The organism is Citrobacter sp. TBCS-14, assembly GCF_005280805.1.
Classification (GTDB): Bacteria; Pseudomonadota; Gammaproteobacteria; order Enterobacterales; family Enterobacteriaceae; genus Citrobacter; species Citrobacter gillenii.
The window spans coordinates 67346-85665 of record NZ_SZWM01001020.1 but is presented as its reverse complement, the minus strand read 5'-3'; the positions used below and the strand labels follow the sequence as shown (position 1 = coordinate 85665).

The 18320-nt window shown below is 55.3% G+C and carries 15 protein-coding genes and 1 other RNA gene; 6 read left to right on the top strand and 10 right to left on the bottom strand.

What is annotated here, in order from left to right; translation table 11 throughout:
* Nucleotides 1–78 precede the first annotated feature (78 nt).
* From FDX22_RS23110 to FDX22_RS23075, 8 genes are all read right to left on the bottom strand, one after another.
* A complete protein-coding gene (locus tag FDX22_RS23110) occupies nt 79–822 on the bottom strand; it encodes an SDR family oxidoreductase (RefSeq protein WP_117342627.1) in 744 nt (247 codons plus the stop codon).
* Nucleotides 823–900: 78 nt separating this feature from the next.
* Entirely contained in the window at nt 901–3774 is a 2874-nt protein-coding gene (gene gcvP / locus FDX22_RS23105) for an aminomethyl-transferring glycine dehydrogenase (RefSeq protein ID WP_146717840.1), read from the bottom strand.
* Between the two features lie 127 nt (nt 3775–3901).
* Entirely contained in the window at nt 3902–4291 is a 390-nt protein-coding gene (gene gcvH, locus FDX22_RS23100; protein ID WP_045447282.1) for a glycine cleavage system protein GcvH, read from the bottom strand.
* A gap of 24 nt (nt 4292–4315) precedes the next feature.
* Nucleotides 4316–5410, bottom strand: coding sequence for a glycine cleavage system aminomethyltransferase GcvT (gene gcvT, locus FDX22_RS23095; protein ID WP_115257536.1), 1095 nt, complete (start codon nt 5408–5410; stop codon nt 4316–4318).
* A gap of 451 nt (nt 5411–5861) precedes the next feature.
* Nucleotides 5862–7064 carry an FAD-dependent 2-octaprenylphenol hydroxylase gene (gene ubiI / locus FDX22_RS23090; RefSeq protein ID WP_096755789.1) on the bottom strand — a complete coding sequence of 401 codons (1203 nt, stop codon included), beginning with the start codon at nt 7062–7064 and terminating at the stop codon, nt 5862–5864.
* Nucleotides 7065–7186: 122 nt separating this feature from the next.
* Nucleotides 7187–8365: a 2-octaprenyl-6-methoxyphenyl hydroxylase gene (gene ubiH, locus FDX22_RS23085; RefSeq protein ID WP_115257535.1), complete on the bottom strand. Its 1179-nt coding sequence runs from the start codon at nt 8363–8365 to the stop codon at nt 7187–7189.
* Nucleotides 8362–9678: a Xaa-Pro aminopeptidase gene (pepP, locus tag FDX22_RS23080; protein WP_146717839.1), complete on the bottom strand. Its 1317-nt coding sequence runs from the start codon at nt 9676–9678 to the stop codon at nt 8362–8364. Before pepP ends, ubiH begins: the two co-directional genes overlap by 4 nt.
* A gap of 26 nt (nt 9679–9704) precedes the next feature.
* Nucleotides 9705–10283, bottom strand: a complete 579-nt coding sequence (locus FDX22_RS23075) for a YecA family protein (RefSeq protein ID WP_135911444.1) — start codon at nt 10281–10283, stop codon at nt 9705–9707.
* Nucleotides 10284–10449: 166 nt separating this feature from the next.
* Here FDX22_RS23075 and zapA point away from each other — a divergent pair, with 166 nt between their 5' ends.
* The 3 genes from zapA to FDX22_RS23060 all read left to right on the top strand — a co-directional run bounded on the left by zapA (nt 10450) and on the right by FDX22_RS23060 (nt 11620).
* On the top strand, nt 10450–10779 hold the full coding sequence (zapA, locus tag FDX22_RS23070) for a cell division protein ZapA (protein WP_096755784.1): 330 nt from the start codon (nt 10450–10452) through the stop codon (nt 10777–10779).
* Nucleotides 10780–10820: 41 nt separating this feature from the next.
* Nucleotides 10821–11004, top strand: a non-coding RNA gene (ssrS, locus tag FDX22_RS23065) — 6S RNA.
* Between the two features lie 19 nt (nt 11005–11023).
* Entirely contained in the window at nt 11024–11620 is a 597-nt protein-coding gene (locus tag FDX22_RS23060) for a 5-formyltetrahydrofolate cyclo-ligase (protein WP_115257533.1), read from the top strand.
* A 96-nt stretch (nt 11621–11716) separates the two neighbouring features.
* On the opposite strand, the gene serA is transcribed toward FDX22_RS23060, so the two are convergent.
* Together serA and rpiA are read right to left on the bottom strand one after the other, a co-directional pair.
* Nucleotides 11717–12949, bottom strand: a complete 1233-nt coding sequence (gene serA, locus FDX22_RS23055; protein ID WP_096755782.1) for a phosphoglycerate dehydrogenase — start codon at nt 12947–12949, stop codon at nt 11717–11719.
* Nucleotides 12950–13222: 273 nt separating this feature from the next.
* Nucleotides 13223–13882 carry a ribose-5-phosphate isomerase RpiA gene (gene rpiA / locus FDX22_RS23050; protein ID WP_168246943.1) on the bottom strand — a complete coding sequence of 220 codons (660 nt, stop codon included), beginning with the start codon at nt 13880–13882 and terminating at the stop codon, nt 13223–13225.
* Between the two features lie 170 nt (nt 13883–14052).
* Between rpiA and argP the strand changes: the two genes are divergently transcribed.
* The 3 genes from argP to meaB all read left to right on the top strand — a co-directional run bounded on the left by argP (nt 14053) and on the right by meaB (nt 18311).
* Complete coding sequence (gene argP / locus FDX22_RS23045; protein WP_003825477.1) at nt 14053–14946, top strand: DNA-binding transcriptional regulator ArgP; 894 nt, start codon at nt 14053–14055, stop codon at nt 14944–14946.
* Between the two features lie 232 nt (nt 14947–15178).
* Nucleotides 15179–17323: a methylmalonyl-CoA mutase gene (gene scpA / locus FDX22_RS23040; protein ID WP_096755780.1), complete on the top strand. Its 2145-nt coding sequence runs from the start codon at nt 15179–15181 to the stop codon at nt 17321–17323.
* Nucleotides 17316–18311 carry a methylmalonyl Co-A mutase-associated GTPase MeaB gene (gene meaB / locus FDX22_RS23035; RefSeq protein ID WP_115257530.1) on the top strand — a complete coding sequence of 332 codons (996 nt, stop codon included), beginning with the start codon at nt 17316–17318 and terminating at the stop codon, nt 18309–18311. Before scpA ends, meaB begins: the two co-directional genes overlap by 8 nt.
* The last annotated feature ends 9 nt before the right edge of the window (nt 18312–18320 follow it).

Here is an 18320-nt window from a genome sequence, read left to right as displayed (position 1 = left end):
CGGCGTAAACGCCTTATCCGGCCTACACATTAATTTCCCGTAGGCCGATAAGCGATGCGCCATCCGGCAATCAACGTGTTACTTCCCACCCGCCAGCTCCAGAAAACTGCCCGTTACGTAAGACGCCTTCTCACTCAGTAGCCAGGTGATAGCCTGCGCCACTTCTTCCGGTTGTCCGCCACGCTGCATCGGTAACATCGACTTTACGCGATCAACCCGTCCGGGCTCCCCACCAGACGCATGCATGTCGGTGTAGATTAGGCCAGGACGCACGCCGTTCACACGGATACCCTGCGCCGCCACCTCCAGCGCTAACCCCGTCGTCAACGTATCTACCGCCCCTTTCGACGCTGCATAGTCGATATATTCAAATGGAGCGCCCAGCCTTGATGCTGCTGACGAGACGTTAACAATCGCCCCGCCCTTACCGCCATGCTTCAACGACATCCGCTTAACCGCTTCCCGACAACACAGGAAATAGCCGGTAACGTTGGTTGCCATTACGCGGTTGATGCGTTCGGCAGTAAAGTTTTCTACCGTGCTCTGCTCGAACAAAATCCCGGCATTGTTCACCAGCGCAGCCAGTGGTTCACCTTCTCGGTCGATCGCCTCAAACATTGCCACAACCTGGCTTTCATCGCTGATATCCGCCCGCAGGGCAAATGCTTTGCCGCCTGCTGACGCAATGTGATTCACCACCTCGGTTGCGGCACGAATATTGTGATGGAAGTTAACCGCAACGGTGTAACCCTCTTCTGCCAGCTGTAGCGCGGTTGCGCGCCCAATACCGCGACTTCCGCCAGTAACAAGTGCGATTCCCATGGATACCTCCAGATATGAAAAAGCCGGGAGGCGGCTTCGCCTTACCCGGCCTATACACTACTTTACTACGCGGAAAAGTTACTGATATTCGCTCATCGGCACGCAGGAGCAGAACAGATTACGGTCACCATAAACGTCATCAAGACGTTTCACCGTTGGCCAGTATTTATTTGCCACGCCAGCCGGGAACACCGCGATTTCACGGCTGTAACCGTGATTCCACTCCGCCACCAGCTCGTTTTGGGTGTGCGGCGCGTTAACCAGCGGGTTATCTTCCAGTGACCACTCGCCTGCTTTCACACGATCGATCTCTGTGCGGATTGCCAGCATCGCATCAATAAAGCGATCTAATTCCACTTTACCTTCAGATTCCGTCGGCTCCACCATCAGCGTACCCGCTACCGGGAACGACATGGTTGGTGCATGGAAACCGTAGTCGATCAGGCGCTTGGCAATATCCAGCTCGCTGATGCCGGTCTCTTCTTTCAGTGGACGAATGTCGAGAATACACTCGTGCGCCACACGGCCATCGCGACCGGTATACAGAACCGGGTAGGCATCTTTCAGACGGCTGGCAATGTAGTTGGCATTCAGAATTGCCACCTGGCTTGCCTGCTTCAGACCTTCAGCGCCCATCATGCGGATGTACATCCAGCTGATTGGCAGAATGGAGGCGCTACCGAACGGTGCGGCAGATACCGCGCCCTGACGGGTGAGCATGCCTTCAATCTGTACCACACTGTGACCCGGCACAAACGGTGCGAGGTGCGATTTAACGCCGATCGGCCCCATACCCGGGCCGCCGCCGCCGTGCGGAATGCAGAAGGTTTTATGCAGGTTAAGGTGTGAAACATCCGCGCCGATAAAGCCTGGCGTGGTGATACCGACCTGAGCGTTCATGTTCGCGCCATCGAGGTAAACCTGGCCGCCAAACTGATGCACGACTTCGCATACTTCACGGATCGTTTCTTCGTACACGCCGTGGGTGGATGGATAGGTCACCATAATGCAGGACAGGTTTTCACCCGCCTGCGCCGCTTTTTCGCGCAGATCGCCAAGATCGATGTTGCCGTTTTTATCACAGGCCACCACGACCACCTGCATTCCCGCCATCTGGGCGGAAGCTGGGTTAGTACCGTGAGCAGAGGCCGGGATCAGGCAGATATCGCGATGGCCTTCGTTACGGCTTTCGTGATAGTGACGAATCGCCAGCAGGCCCGCATATTCACCCTGTGCGCCGGAGTTCGGCTGCATGCAGACGGCGTCATAACCGGTCAGTTTTACCAGCCACTCAGAAAGCTGACCAATCATCTGCTGATACCCTTCCGCCTGCTCTGGTGGGCAGAACGGGTGCAGTTCAGCAAATTCAGGCCAGGTGATAGGGATCATCTCGGCGGCCGCGTTCAGCTTCATGGTGCAGGAACCCAGTGGGATCATTGCCTGATTCAGCGCCAGATCTTTACGTTCCAGCGAGTGCATGTAGCGCATCATCTCGGTTTCGCTGTGGTAGCGATTGAACACCGGATGACTCAGGATCGCATCATCACGCAGCATGCTGTCCTGAATAGAACGGCTGTCGAGCGCCACGTCTTTATCCAGCGTATCGATGTTCAGGCCGTGGCTGTCGCCCAGCAGAACATTAAACAACTGCACCACATTTTCACGGGTGGTGGTTTCGTCGAGCGTAATGCCTACCGCGTTATGAATATCGCTGCGCAGGTTGATTTCTGCCGCTTCGGCACGCGCCAGCACGGCCGCTTTATCAGCGACTTCGACACACAGGGTGTCAAAGTAGTGCGCATGACGCAGCTTCAACCCTTTCTGTTGCAGACCCGCGGCCAGAATATCGGTCAGGCGGTGGATGCGGTTCGCAATGCGCTTCAGTCCGACTGGACCGTGGTAAACGGCATACAGGCTGGCGATGTTTGCCAGCAGTACCTGCGAGGTACAAATATTGGAGTTCGCTTTCTCACGGCGGATATGCTGCTCGCGAGTCTGCATCGCCATGCGCAGAGCGGTATTACCTGCGGCATCTTTGGAGACGCCGATAATACGGCCTGGCATGGAGCGTTTGAATTCGTCTTTGGCAGCAAAGAATGCCGCGTGCGGGCCGCCGTAACCCATCGGTACGCCAAAGCGCTGAGCGGAGCCGAAAACAATGTCCGCGCCCTGTTTGCCCGGCGCAGTCAGCAGAACCAGCGCCATAAAATCGGCCGCTACGCTGACCACCACTTTACGCGCTTTCAGTTCAGCAATCAGCGCGCTGTAGTCGTGAACTTCACCGGTAGTGCCCACTTGTTGCAGCAGCACCCCGAAGACATCTTGGTGATCCAGCGCTTTTGCTGCGTCGTCAACGATGACATCAAAGCCGAAGGTTTCCGCACGGGTACGGACAACATCCAGCGTTTGCGGATGAACATCAGACGCCACAAAGAAGCGGTTGGCGTTTTTCAGTTTACTGACGCGTTTTGCCATCGCCATGGCTTCGGCAGCCGCAGTGGCTTCATCCAGCAGAGAAGCGGAAGCCATATCCAGACCGGTCAGATCCAACGTCACCTGCTGGAAGTTAAGCAGTGCTTCCAGACGGCCCTGGGAGACTTCTGGTTGATACGGCGTATATGCGGTGTACCAACCCGGGTTTTCCAGCATATTACGCAGGATAACCGGCGGTAACTGCACGGCGGTATAACCCATGCCAATGTAGGACGTGAAGCGCTTGTTACGCCCGGCGATGGCTTTTAACTCTGCCAGCGCAGCGTATTCGGTCGCCGCCTCGCCCACCTGTGGCGGGGTTGCGAGCTGAATGTCTTTCGGCACAATCTGGCCGATCAGCGCGTTTAACGACTCGGCGCCAACCGCATTCAGCATTTCTTGCTGCTGCGCGGCGTCCGGTCCGATATGGCGTTCAATGAAAGCGCCGCTGTTTTCAAGCTGGCTTAACGTCTGTGTCATGGGCGATGGTTCCTGAAACGTGCAGTGAATCGTGATTGTCTCTAACTCAATTGCCCGGTGGCGCTGACGCTTACCGGGCCTACATAAAACCGTAGGCCGGATAAACGCAGTGCCATCCGGCACAATCTTATTCGTCTTCCAGTAATGCCTCGTACGCAGTGGCATCCAGCAGTGATTCGATCTCGCTTTCGTCGCTGGCTTTGATCTTGAAGATCCAGCCGCCGGTATACGGCTCGCTGTTCACCAGTTCCGGGGAGTCGCTGAGCGCGTCATTCACCGCCACAATCTCACCGCCCACTGGCGCATAGATATCGGAAGCCGCTTTTACGGATTCCGCAACCGCGCAGTCGTCGCCCGCGCTAACAGTGGCACCCACTTCTGGCAGGTCAACGAACACCATGTCACCCAGCAGTTCCTGAGCATGTTCGGTGATCCCTACGGTGTAAGAGCCGTCTGCTTCTTTGCGCAGCCATTCGTGTTCTTTACTGTATTTCAGTTCTGCTGGTACGTTGCTCATCAATCAATCTCCAAAAAGGATGAATCACGCGACGGCTTTGCCGTTACGCACAAAAACAGGTTTAGTCACTTTTACCGGCATTTCACGGTTACGGATCTGCACGATTGCCGTCTCGCCAATACCCGCAGGTACGCGCGCCAGTGCAATGCTGTAGCCCAGCGTCGGAGAGAACGTACCACTGGTGATAATGCCTTCATGCGCATTGCCCGCCGCATCGGTGAAACGCACCGGCAGTTCATTACGCAGTACGCCTTTCTCGGTCATTACCAGGCCAACCAGCTGCTGGTGACCTTTTTCACGCTGCATTTCCAGCGCTTCGCGACCAATGAAGTCGCGGTCAGCCGGTTCCCACGCGATGGTCCAGCCCATGTTGGCGGCCAGCGGAGAAATACCCTCGTCCATTTCCTGGCTGTACAGGTTCATACCTGCTTCCAGACGCAGCGTATCGCGCGCGCCCAGACCACATGGCTGTACGCCTGCGTCGACCAGCGCACGCCAGAAATCCGCGGCTTTTTCATTAGGCAGGGCGATTTCATAGCCCGCTTCGCCGGTATAGCCAGTGGTGGCGATAAACAAATCACCCGCCTGCACGCCAAAGAACGGCTTCATGCCTTCTACCGCATGGCGCTGTTCTTCAGTAAACAGCGTGGCTGCTTTAGCCTGAGCATTCGGTCCCTGCACCGCAATCATCGACAAGTCATCACGAACGGTGATGTCGATAGCGTAAGGTTCAGCGTGTTGGGTTATCCAGGAGAGGTCTTTTTCGCGGGTGGCGGAGTTAACAACGAGGCGGAAGAAATCTTCAGTGAAGTAGTAGACGATCAGGTCATCAATCACACCGCCCGACGCATTGAGCATACCGGAGTAAAGGGCTTTACCGGTTTTCGTTAGCTTCGCGACGTCGTTTGCCAGCAGATAACGCAAGAACTCCCGGGTGCGACTGCCGCGCAGGTCGACGATGGTCATGTGCGACACATCAAACATACCGGCATCGGTGCGAACAGCGTGGTGCTCGTCGAGCTGAGAACCGTAATGCAGAGGCATCATCCAGCCATGGAAATCAACCATGCGCGCGCCGCATAGCGTGTGTTGTTCGTACAAAGGAGTCTGTTGAGCCATCTTTTCCTCGTTGAATAAGCGGGGCTATCAACTCTTTCGCGGTGAAATTTTCGCCACGAAACCCAGCACCGCAGCCGCTCCGGGGGCTGCGACGCAAACGTTCTCTTTGTCTTGAACTTACCACTGAAACAGACGCTAAACCATAAGGCAAAATTAACCATCACATTAGCTTATGGCTAAAAATAGCCACATCACCGGCAGAATAAAAAACCAGTTAACCGCCATAAAATCAGAGCAAAAGATAGATAAAACGAAACAAATCGTCATCAATCCATATTAAATGTGGAAAAAATGTCAAAAATGGCGTTATGAGAAAATAGTAATATTAAAAAAACTAATGCGAAAAGAAGCGTGAAATTAGATTATTTCAAATGAGAGAAGCATCCCGGCGCGCAGGCCGGGAGAGGAAAGTGTGACGGGTCTCAAACTCTTAAAATTGTCCTGACGGACGTTAGCGCAACCACTCAGGAAGATCGTTTAATCCCATCGCCTGACGGATGAGTTGTGGTTTTACGCCTGGCAGGGTATCGGCCAGTTTCAGACCAATATCACGCAGCAGTTTCTTCGCTGGGTTCGCGCCAGCAAACAGTTCACGGAACCCCTGCATACCGGCCAGCATCACCGCTGCACTGTGCTTACGGCTACGCTCGTAGCGACGCAGATAGAGGTACTGACCGATGTCTTTCCCCTGGCGTTGCAGACGTTTTAGCTCATCAATCAGCTCCGCAGCATCCATAAAACCGAGGTTAACCCCCTGTCCTGCCAGCGGATGGATGGTATGTGCCGCATCACCGACCAGCGCCAGGCGGTGCGCGGCAAACTGGCGAGCATAGCGCCCCGTTAGCGGAAACACCTGACGTTCACTCTCAACGCGACATAGTCCCAGCCGATTATCAAAGGCGATATTCAGCGCCTGATTAAACGCGTCAACACTTGCCAGTTGCATGCGCTCTGCTTCCTGCGGCGAGAGTGACCAGACGATAGAGCACAAATGCGGATCGCTGAGCGGTAAGAACGCCAGAATGCCTTCGCCATGGAACGCCTGGCGGGCAACTGCACCGTGCGCGTCCTCGGTACGAATGGTTGCCACCAGCGCATGATGGCGATAATCCCAGAAGGTCAGCGGGATATCCGCTTTGTTACGCAACCAGGAGTTTGCGCCGTCCGCGCCAATGACCAGGCGCGCAGTCAGCATCGAGCCATCCTTCAGGGTCAGAAAAGCTTCGTTCTCCCCCCAGGCCACTTGCTGAAGTTCTGCCGGAGCCATTAGCGTAATATCCGCCGACTGCTGCGCCTTTTGCCACAGCGCGTAGTGGACCACCGAATTTTCAACGATATGTCCTAAATGGCTATAGCCCATGCTTTGGTCATCAAATTCGATGCGCCCAAAGCTGTCTTTGTCCCAGACTTCCATCCCGTGGTAACAGCATGCCCGACGGGCGACAATGTCTGACCATACGCCAAGACGGGTCAGTAGTTTTTCGCTGGCGGCGTTAATGGCCGACACGCGAAGCTGAGGAGGTGCATCCGCCGCCAGAGGCTGCGGAACATGTTGTTCTAATACGGCAACGCGTAACCCGCTGCCCTGCAAGCCGCAGGCAACCGCCAGTCCCACCATGCCGCCACCAACAATTGCTACATCAACACTTTGCACTGTTTGCTCCTGAAAACGGGACTATCAAATACCGTAGGCCGGATCAGGCGAAGCCGCCATCCGGCATGATTGCCATTGCATTTTCCTGATGGCGCTACGCTTATCAGGCCTACTGGCTATATTTATCGCGCGACCCAGCCCAGGGTCCGCTCCGCCAACGCATCGCGGGCTGGCGTCAATAATTCCATCGCCATAAGACCCACGTTACGTCCAACAACCAGCGGTGCCCAGCGATTGGCAAACAGATACACCAGGCTGTTGGTCACGCCAATCGTTGTTTCGCGATCGGTCTCACGACGCTGCTGATAGCGCGACAGCACCGCATAATCACCCACGTCTTCGGCTGCAAACTGTGCCTGCGTCAACGTTTCGGCAAGGCTCATGACATCGCGCAGGCCGAGATTAAAACCTTGGCCGGCAATAGGATGCAGGGTCTGCGCCGCATTGCCCACCAGCACGGTGCGATGGCTAATCGCCTTCACCGCGGTGGTTAAAGACAGCGGATAGGCGCTACGTTGACCGGCTTGCGTAATGCGCCCAAGCCGCCAGCCAAACGTCGTTTGCAGTTCGCGACAAAACTGTTCGTCAGACCAGGCCATGATCTCATCTCGCTTTTCCAGCGGATGACACCACACCAGCGAGCAGCGCCCTTCTGACATCGGTAACATGGCCAGCGGGCCATGCTGCGTGAAACGTTCAAACGCTCGTCCGTTATGCGGGACAGAGGTGGTAACGTTGGCAATCACCGCCAGTTGTTCGTAAGGCTGCTGCTGCCAGTCAACGCCGCAGGCGGTCGCCAGCGCAGAGCGTGTGCCGTCAGCGGCTACCAGTACACGACCGGTAATCACCTCGCTATTCTCCAGCGTGACCTCAACGTGCTGCTGGGTGCGCGACACGCTGGCCACCCGGTCAGGGCAATGTAGCGTGACGCCGCGCGCTTTGCGCAACAGCGCAAACAGACGCAGCCCGACGTCATGCAGTTCCACCACCTGACCCAGCGCAGGAATACGGTATTCCTGTGCATCAAGCGTCACACACCCGGCATGTCCACGGTCGCTGACGTGCACCGTTTTGATCGGGGTTGCGCAATCGGCAATGGCCTGCCAGACGCCAATTCGCGCCAGCTGCTGGCAGGTGCCTGCGGCCAACGCAATCGCCCGAGCGTCAAATCCCGGATGGCGGTCAGTATCCGGCTCGCTCGCTTCAATAAGATGGACCGGCAGCGTCCCATGACTCAGCTCTGAAATAGCCAGCGCCAGAGTCGCTCCAACCATACCACCACCGACAATAATCACGCTCATTTCAGTCGCGCCGCAGCCATCAGTGCTTCAATATCATCCGCCTTTTTCACTACGCTGGCGGTGAGGTTTTCATTACCGTCTTCGGTAATCAGGATGTCATCTTCAATACGAATGCCAATTCCGCGATAAGCCGGTGGTACGTCGGCGTCCGGCGCGATATACAGTCCTGGCTCGACGGTAAGCACCATCCCCGGTTCGAGGATACGCGAGCGATCCTGGCCATAAACGCCAACGTCGTGGACATCCAGCCCCAGCCAATGGCTCAGGCCATGCATAAAGAAAGGACGCTGCGCGTTGTCGGCAATCAGTTGATCGACATCGCCGTGCAGAATACCCAGTTTTACCAGACCGGTAATCATGATGCGCACCACCTCTCCCGTCACCTCCTGGATGGACGTCCCCGGACGATACAAACGCAGGCTGGTTTCCAGTGACTCCAGCACGATGTCATAGATCTCGCGCTGGGCGGGAGTGAACTTCCCGTTGACCGGGAAGGTGCGGGTAATGTCGCCAGCGTAACCTTTGTATTCGCATCCGGCGTCAATCAGCACCAAATCGCCATCGCGCATTTCACTTTCGTTTTCGGTGTAATGCAGGATGCAGCCGTTTACACCGCTGCCGACAATGGTGTTATAGGAAGGATAACGCGCACCATGACGGGTAAACTCATGATGGATCTCCCCTTCCAGCTGATACTCGAACATTCCCGGACGACATTTTTCCATCGCGCGGGTATGCGCCAGCGCGCTGATTTCACCGGCACGACGCATGATTGCTATTTCTTCCGGCGATTTGAACAGGCGCATCTCGTGCACCATCGGACGCCAGTCGATAATCGCCGCAGGGGCTTTCATATTTTGTCTGGCGCCTTTGCGCAGCTTATCCATCGCCGTAAACACAATCTCATCCGCCCAGGCATATTCGCCCTGGGCGTGGTACACCGTGTCCAGACCGTTAAGCAACTGATGCAGTTGTTGGTTGATTTCGCTGAACGCTAACGCCCGATCAACACCCAGTTTCTCGGGGGCAGCATCTTGTCCCAGACGGCGACCAAACCAGATCTCCGCCGTCAGGTCACGTACCCGGTTGAACAAAACGCTATGGTTATGAGTGTCATTACTTTTAATCAGCACCAGCACGGCTTCAGGTTCGTTAAAACCGGTGAAGTACCAAAAGTCGCTGCTCTGGCGGTACGGATATTCACTGTCCGCACTGCGCGTCGCTTCTGGGGCCGCGAAAATCAGCGCAGCGCTGCCTGGCTGCATGTGCGCCAGTAATGCCTTGCGACGGCGTAAGTATTCTTGCTGAGTCATAACACTCTCCCTGGCGTTCTCGTTACTTAGTGCAGTGTCGGTTTACGTACTTCCGGCGCGGTCGGTTGCTGACGCGTAAACGTGTCATGGCACAACAGCGCAGCAACACGCACGTACTCGATGATCTCTTCAAGCGACATTTCCAGCTCTTCCTGATCTTCGTCTTCGTCATATCCCAACTGGGCGATATTGCGCAGGTCGTCAATCGCTTCGCCGGTTTCACCGGTCACTTTGTCGAGCTTGGGCTGCGTAACCCCGAGGCCCAGCAAAAAGTGATTGACCCAGCCCGCCAGCGCGTCGGCACGATCGAACACGCTGACGCCGTCGCCTTCAGGCAGATAAAGCTGAAAAAGGAAGCCGTCGTCTTCCAGGGCGTCGCTGGTCGCCGCGTGCATTTTGATCAGTGCCTGAGCCAGCTCATGGCCAAAGGCCAAACCTTCATTGGTCAGGTCGTGCAACAGCGGCTGCCATGAGCTGTCGTTGTTGCCGCCGCAAATCATCCCGCTGATCAAACCGTGCATTTCGGCCGGGGTTAATCCAGCCCCTTGTTGGTTCAAAAACTGGCTAACATCGGTGTAACCAGGCATTTCGTTCTGTATGGACATAAGCATTCGTCATCAAAGGGAGGATATTCATGTTATGCTACCACTTTGGGCCCTGGTGGACCAGAAAAGGGCTTGTATGTTCATACCAGGGTAGCTATAGTGTCGCCCCTTCGCGGACCCAAGGTCTGGAGACGAAGGCAGCGCAGTCAATCAGCAGGAAGGTGGCATGTCTGCACAACCCGTCGATATCCAAATTTTTGGCCGTTCACTGCGAGTGAATTGCCCGCCTGAACAACAAGATGCGTTGAATCAGGCTGCGGACGATCTGAATCAGCGATTGCAAGATCTGAAAGTTCGCACTAGAGTCACAAATACTGAGCAGCTGGTTTTCATCGCCGCGTTGAACATCAGCTATGAATTAACTCAGGAAAAAGCGAAGACGCGTGACTACGCGGCGAGCATGGAACAACGTATTCGGATGCTACAACAAACCATTGAACAGGCGTTGCTTGATCAGGGTCGCATAACCGAAAAAACGGGCCAAAACTTTGAATAACACTTTTCGGTTTACTGTGGTAGAGTGACCGTGAAGACAAAATTTCTCTGAGATGTTTGCAAGCGGGCCAGTCCCCTGAGCCGATATTTCATACCACAAGAATGTGGCGCTCCACGGTTGGTGAGCATGCTCGGTTCGTCCGAGAAGCCTTAAAACTGTGACGACACATTCACCTTGAACCAAGGGTTCAAGGGTTACAGCCTGCGGCGGCATCTCGGAGATTCCCTTCTACCTGGCAACAGCCATGACACTACTTTCTGAACTTCCTTTATCCCGGCAAGAAATTCGTCAACTGATTCGGCAACGTCGCCGTGCGCTAACGCCTGAGCAACAACGCCATTTCGGTCAGCAGGCCGCGAGCAGAATGCTGAGCTTCCCCCCTGTTGTACTCGCCCACACCGTGGCGGTATTTCTCTCTTTTGATGGCGAACTTGATACTCAACCGCTGATCGAACAACTGTGGCGTGCGGGCAAGCGTGTCTATCTCCCGGTTCTACATCCGTTTAGCCGCGGTAATTTACTGTTTCTGCACTATCATCCGCACAGTCATCTGGTAACTAACCGACTCAACATCCAGGAGCCGCGACTCGATGTGCGCGACGTTTTGCCGTTATCAAAGCTGGATGTATTGATTACGCCGCTCGTGGCGTTTGATGAAGACGGACAGCGCTTAGGCATGGGCGGTGGTTTTTACGATCGCACGTTACAAAACTGGCAGCAGCATCAAATCCAGCCGGTGGGCTACGCACATGATTGCCAGCGAGTGGAGAAGTTACCGGTCGAAGAGTGGGATATTCCGCTGCCCGCGGTGGTAACACCGTCAAAAGTATGGGAATGGTAGCCTTGAATTGCCAGATGGCGCTACGCTTATCAGACCTACGAATCATCTCGTAGGTCGGTTAAGACGCAGTCGCCACCCGGCACGATGTACCAATAATTAGTACAGCATACGCGCGCGAATCGTTCCCGGAATGGCTTTCATCGCCAGCAGCGCTTTCTCCGCCACATCCTCATCTGCCTCGATATCAATAACCACATACCCCACCTGCGCGGAAGTTTGCAGATACTGCGCGGCAATGTTAACGCCCTGCTCGGCAAAGATTTGGTTCAGCGCGGTCAGCACGCCTGGTCGGTTTTCGTGAATGTGCATTAGACGACGACCACCGTGCAGCGGCAGCGACACTTCCGGGAAGTTAACCGCCGACAGCGTAGAGCCGTTATCGGAATACTTCGTCAGCTTACCTGCCACTTCCAGACCAATGTTTTCCTGCGCTTCCAGCGTTGAACCGCCGATGTGCGGCGTCAGGATCACGTTGTCAAAATCACACAGCGGAGACGTAAACGGATCGCTGTTGCTCGCCGGCTCCGTTGGGAAGACGTCGATTGCTGCGCCGGCCAGATGCTTAGTGGCTAACGCATCGCACAGCGCAGGAATATCAACAACCGTGCCGCGCGCGGCGTTGATCAGCAGCGCACCCGGCTTCATCAGGGCAATCTCTTGTGCGCCCATCATATTCTTGGTGGAGGCATTTTCCGGCACGTGAAGGCTGACCACATCGCTCATATTGAGCAGGTCGGAAAGATGCTGTACCTGGGTGGCGTTACCCAGCGGGAGTTTGTTTTCAATATCATAGAAATAGACGTGCATCCCCAGCGATTCCGCCAGAATGCCCAACTGGGTACCAATGTGGCCGTAACCGATAATCCCCAGTTTTTTGCCACGCGCTTCAAAAGAGCCGGTAGCCAGTTTGTTCCACACGCCACGGTGCGCCTTAGCGTTCGCTTCCGGCACGCCGCGCAGCAGCAGCAACAGTTCGCCAATTACCAGTTCGGCAACGGAGCGGGTGTTAGAGAATGGTGCGTTAAACACGGGGATCCCGCGTTTTGCCGCCGCCCCCAGATCAACCTGATTGGTGCCAATACAGAAGCAGCCAATCGCGACCAGTTTCTCTGCGGCGTCAATCACATCTTCAGTCAGATGAGTACGGGATCGCAGGCCAATAAAATGGGCATCACGGATGGACTCTTTCAGCTGTTCAGTGTCCAGAGCGCCTTTGTGAAACTCGATGTTGGTGTAACCTGCCGCACGAAGGCTTTCCAGTGCTTTTTGATGCACACCTTCAACCAGCAGAAACTTAATCTTTTCTTTCTCCAGTGATACCTTTGCCATTTCCCCGACCCTGTCTTTTTTTAGTTCAATCTGATGTGTTGTGTGTGGGATTTTCATCCGCCTCTTCAACATATCAAAAAAAAATATTGCGGCAATATGAACGTTTGCGTCGTCGTGCTGAAGAAGTGTCATTCAGCGGGAAATGTCAGAGTAAAATTCTGGTGATAACTTTTTCTTTGGAGGGATCGGCAGGACAATATTGTAAACGTGACACAAGTCACCAAATTTGCCCTGCCAAAATTTTTTTAACGACAGAAGATCCCGGTCGTCAGATCATTTTACGATAGTTTTCACGCCATCTGCTGTGCCGATCAGCGCAACGTCCGCCCCACGGTTGGCAAACAGACCCACGGTCACAACGCCCGGGATTGCGTTGATGGCGTTTTCCATCGCCACAGCGTCAAGGATCTCCAGACCGTGCACGTCAAGGATGACGTTGCCGTTATCAGTAATCACACCCTGACGGTATTCAGGACGACCGCCCAGCTTCACCAACTGACGAGCAACCGCACTACGCGCCATCGGGATCACTTCTACCGGCAGCGGGAAGTTACCCAGAATATCGACTTCTTTGGACGCGTCGGCGATGCAGATAAATTTCTTAGCGACGGAGGCAATGATCTTTTCGCGGGTCAGCGCTGCGCCGCCGCCTTTGATCATTTGCATGTGACCGTTGATTTCGTCCGCGCCATCAACGTACACGCCAAGGCTGTCCACTTCGTTAAGATCGAACACGTGGATACCGAGGCTTTTGAGTTTTTCAGTGGAAGCGTCCGAACTGGACACTGCGCCTTCAATCTGACCTTTCATGGTGCCCAGCGCATCAATAAAGTGTGCGGCTGTTGAACCGGTACCTACGCCCACAATGGTGCCGGGCTGTACATACTGAAGTGCCGCCCATCCTACTGCTTTTTTCAGTTCATCCTGCGTCATGATCGTTTCGCCTGTGGTGTGAATGTGGTGTGGAAATTCACGCGCATTATAGAACATTGCGTAGAAAAATGTCCCCACACCCGCTCGCAGACGGCGGATTTCGTCTGTACCCAACCTAAAATTGTGTCATAGTGCAGAACACGCAAAAATATCAGGAGTACGTCAGAGCAATGAAACGTCCGGACTACAGAACACTACAAGCACTGGATGCGGTTATTCGTGAACGGGGATTTGAGCGCGCTGCGCAAAAGCTATGCATCACACAATCCGCGGTTTCACAACGCATAAAACAGCTTGAGAATATGTTCGGACAACCGCTGCTGGTGCGTACCGTACCGCCTCGCCCAACCGAGCAAGGGCAAAAGTTGCTGGCACTGTTGCGTCAGGTTGAACTGCTGGAAGACGAGTGGCTGGGAGATGAACAAACCGGCTCGACGCCGCTGCTGCTCTCCCTGGCCGTCAACGCCGACAGTCTGGCCACCTGGCTACTCCCGGCGCTGGCCCCTGTGCTGGCAAACTCACCGATTCGTCTGAACCTGCAGGTTGAAGATGAAACACGCACTCAGGAACGCCTGCGTCGCGGTGAAGTGGTGGGCGCGGTGAGTATTCAACATCAGGCGCTACCAAGCTGTCTGGTGGATAAACTCGGCGCGCTGGACTACCTGTTTGTCGGCTCAAAACCTTTTGCCGAGCGCTACTTTCCGAATGGCGTCACCCGTTCTGCCCTGCTAAAAGCGCCGGCGGTTGCGTTTGACCATCTCGACGACATGCATCAGGCTTTTCTGCAACAAAACTTCGATCTGCCACCGGGCAGCGTGCCGTGCCACATCGTTAACTCGTCGGAAGCCTTTGTGCAGCTGGCGCGCCAGGGGACAACCTGCTGCATGATCCCACACCTGCAGATCGAGAAAGAGCTGGAAAGCGGCGAGCTTATCGACTTAACGCCAGGCCTGTTCCAGCGTCGGATGCTCTATTGGCATCGCTTTGCACCGGAAAGCCGCATGATGCGCAACGTCACCGATGCGCTGCTGGCCTACGGACACAATGTGCTGCGTCAGGATTAAAGCATTTATTGCCCCTGAGTGCCGGATGGTGGCGTAACGCCTTATCCGGCCTACAACCTTATACCCTCTTTTCATGCTATTCCCTCCACGTCTTTGAAATCCATCACAAAATAAAACACACCACGCGGCAAAAAACGACGTCTTATTGGCTATTTTTTGCTGGCGACAAGCCAGCTGAAAAAGCTCACCGTATTCGCAAAGATTCAACTTATTGCGTAATACGGAGCAAAAAATGGCCAATATGCAGGCGTGGCAAACGCTCGCCAACAAAGAACTCAGCCGACGGGAAAAAACCGTCGACTCGCTGGTAAAACAGACGGCAGAAGGGATTGCCATTAAGCCGCTGTACACCGAGGCTGATCTCGACAACCTGGAAGTGACGGGCACCCTCCCCGGCCTGGCGCCTTACGTTCGTGGCCCACGCGCCACCATGTATACCGCGCAGCCGTGGACTATTCGCCAGTACGCCGGGTTCTCTACCGCCAAAGAATCTAACGCGTTTTATCGCCGCAATCTCGCCGCCGGACAAAAAGGGCTTTCCGTCGCCTTTGACCTCGCCACCCATCGCGGCTACGACTCAGATAACCCGCGCGTGGCAGGCGACGTCGGCAAAGCGGGCGTGGCTATAGATACCGTCGAAGATATGAAGGTACTGTTCGACCAGATCCCACTGGATAAGATGTCGGTATCCATGACCATGAACGGCGCGGTACTCCCGGTGATGGCGTTTTATATCGTGGCAGCGCAGGAGCAAGGCGTCGCGCCAGAGCTGCTCACTGGCACGATACAAAACGATATTCTGAAAGAGTATCTATGCCGCAACACCTATATTTACCCACCCAAGCCCTCTATGCGCATTATCGCTGACATCATTGCCTGGTGTTCTGACAATATGCCGCGCTTTAATACCATCAGCATCAGCGGATATCACATGGGTGAAGCGGGTGCCAACTGCGTGCAGCAGGTGGCGTTTACCCTGGCCGACGGGATTGAGTACATCAAGGCCGCGCTGTCCGCCGGACTGAAAATTGATGATTTCGCCCCACGACTGTCATTCTTCTTCGGCATTGGCATGGATCTGTTTATGAATGTCGCCATGCTGCGCGCCGCGCGTTATCTGTGGAGCGAGGCGGTCAGCGGTTTTGGCGCCACCAACCCAAAATCCCTGGCGCTACGAACCCACTGTCAGACCTCCGGCTGGAGCCTGACCGAGCAGGATCCGTACAACAACGTGGTGCGCACCACCATCGAAGCGCTGGGTGCAACCCTGGGCGGTACTCAGTCTTTGCACACCAACGCCTTTGATGAAGCGCTCGGCCTGCCAACTGACTTTTCCGCCCGCATCGCGCGCAATACGCAGATCATCATTCAGGAGGAGTCGGAGATCTGCCGCACCGTCGATCCGCTGGCCGGATCGTATTATGTGGAGTCGCTGACCGATCAGATCGTTAAGCAAGCACGGGCGATCATCGAACAGATCGATGAAGCGGGTGGAATGGCGAAAGCGATAGAAGCGGGGTTACCAAAACGGATGATCGAAGAAGCTTCCGCCCGCGAACAATCACTCATCGACCAGGGCCAGCGCGTTATCGTTGGCGTGAACAAATACAAGCTGGATAAAGAAGACGCCACGTCGGTATTGGAAATCGACAACGTCAAGGTGCGCAACGAGCAGATTGCCTCGCTGCAACACATCCGCGCGACCCGTGACGATATTGCGGTGAAAGCCACGCTGAAAGCTTTGACCCACGCGGCGCGGCACAATGAAAACCTGCTCGCCGCCGCAATAGATGCCGCGCGCGTTCGCGCCACGCTGGGTGAAATCTCTGACGCACTGGAGTCCGCTTTTGACCGTTACCTGGTACCCAGCCAGTGTGTTACCGGAGTGATTGCGCAAAGCTACCACCAGTCTGAAAAATCCGCCGACGAGTTTGACGCCATTGTTGCGCAAACTGAAAAATTTCTCGCCGATAACGGCCGCCGCCCGCGCATTCTGGTCGCTAAGATGGGTCAGGACGGTCACGATCGCGGCGCCAAAGTGATCGCCAGTGCCTATTCCGATCTCGGTTTCGATGTTGACCTCAGCCCGATGTTCTCCACGCCGGAAGAAATCGCTCGCCTGGCGGTAGAAAACGATGTGCACGTGGTTGGCGCCTCTTCACTGGCGGCGGGTCATAAAACGTTGATCCCCGAACTGGTGGCGGCGCTCAAAAGCTGGGGGCGCGAGGACATTTGCGTGGTAGCCGGCGGCGTCATCCCACCGCAGGATTACGCCTTCCTGCAAGCGCGCGGTGTCGCCGCTATTTATGGTCCCGGTACGCCGATGCTCGACAGCGTACGCGATGTATTAACCCGCATTGGTCAGCACCATGATTAGCAGCGCCACGCTGGCTGATAGCATCCAGCGTTTACGTCTGGGGGAGCGCGCCACGCTCGCCCAGGCCATGACGCTGGTCGAGAGCCAGCATCCGCGTCATCAGCTACTCAGCACACAGCTGCTGGACGCCATTATACCGTTCACCGGTAACGCCCTGCGTCTGGGCATTACCGGTACGCCGGGCGCGGGGAAAAGCACCTTTCTGGAAGCCTTTGGCATGCTACTGATCCGTAAGGGATTGCGGGTGGCGGTGATCGCTGTCGATCCCAGCAGTCCGGTCAGCGGCGGTAGCATTCTGGGCGATAAAACCCGAATGACGGAACTGGCGCGTGCGGATGCCGCGTTTATTCGACCGGTTCCTTCCAGCGGGCATTTGGGCGGTACCAGCCAGCGCGCCCGGGAATTAATGCTGCTGTGCGAAGCGGCAGGCTTCGACGTAGTGATCGTCGAAACCGTCGGCGTTGGGCAGTCCGAAACAGAAGTCGCCAGCATGGTTGATTGCTTTCTCTCGCTGCAAATAGCCGGCGGTGGTGACGATCTGCAGGGCATCAAAAAAGGCATCATGGAGATGGCGGATCTGGTCATCATCAACAAGGATGACGGGGACAACCGCGCCAACGTCGCCATCACCCGCCATATGTATGATTCCGCCCTGCACATTCTACGCCGCAAGTATGACGAGTGGCAGCCGCAGTCTCTGGCCTGCAGCGCGCAGGAAAAACGCGGCATTGAAGAAATCTGGCAGGCCATCATCGATTTTAAAACATGCCTTACAGCCAGCGGTCGGCTGGAAAAAGTCCGCCAGCAGCAGGCGGTGGACTGGTTACAGAAACAGGCCGAAGAAGAGGCGCTGCACCTGTTATTTTCCCGCACTGATTTCGATCGCTATTTCCAGCAAACGCTGCGCTCGGTCAGGAACAATGACCTTTCGCCACGTACCGGCCTGCGACACATCAGCGAATTTATCCAACATCATTACTTTGATTAAAGAGAACAT

Coding starts and splice junctions, on each gene's coding strand:
- FDX22_RS23110 (WP_117342627.1), bottom strand. CDS start 822: ATGGGAATCGCACTTGTTACTGGCGGAAGTCGCGGTATTGGGCGCGCA.
- gcvP (WP_146717840.1), bottom strand. CDS start 3,774: ATGACACAGACGTTAAGCCAGCTTGAAAACAGCGGCGCTTTCATTGAA.
- gcvH (WP_045447282.1), bottom strand. CDS start 4,291: ATGAGCAACGTACCAGCAGAACTGAAATACAGTAAAGAACACGAATGG.
- gcvT (WP_115257536.1), bottom strand. CDS start 5,410: ATGGCTCAACAGACTCCTTTGTACGAACAACACACGCTATGCGGCGCG.
- ubiH (WP_115257535.1), bottom strand. CDS start 8,365: ATGAGCGTGATTATTGTCGGTGGTGGTATGGTTGGAGCGACTCTGGCG.
- pepP (WP_146717839.1), bottom strand. CDS start 9,678: ATGACTCAGCAAGAATACTTACGCCGTCGCAAGGCATTACTGGCGCAC.
- FDX22_RS23075 (WP_135911444.1), bottom strand. CDS start 10,283: ATGTCCATACAGAACGAAATGCCTGGTTACACCGATGTTAGCCAGTTT.
- zapA (WP_096755784.1), top strand. CDS start 10,450: ATGTCTGCACAACCCGTCGATATCCAAATTTTTGGCCGTTCACTGCGA.
- FDX22_RS23060 (WP_115257533.1), top strand. CDS start 11,024: ATGACACTACTTTCTGAACTTCCTTTATCCCGGCAAGAAATTCGTCAA.
- serA (WP_096755782.1), bottom strand. CDS start 12,949: ATGGCAAAGGTATCACTGGAGAAAGAAAAGATTAAGTTTCTGCTGGTT.
- rpiA (WP_168246943.1), bottom strand. CDS start 13,882: ATGACGCAGGATGAACTGAAAAAAGCAGTAGGATGGGCGGCACTTCAG.
- argP (WP_003825477.1), top strand. CDS start 14,053: ATGAAACGTCCGGACTACAGAACACTACAAGCACTGGATGCGGTTATT.
- scpA (WP_096755780.1), top strand. CDS start 15,179: ATGGCCAATATGCAGGCGTGGCAAACGCTCGCCAACAAAGAACTCAGC.
- meaB (WP_115257530.1), top strand. CDS start 17,316: ATGATTAGCAGCGCCACGCTGGCTGATAGCATCCAGCGTTTACGTCTG.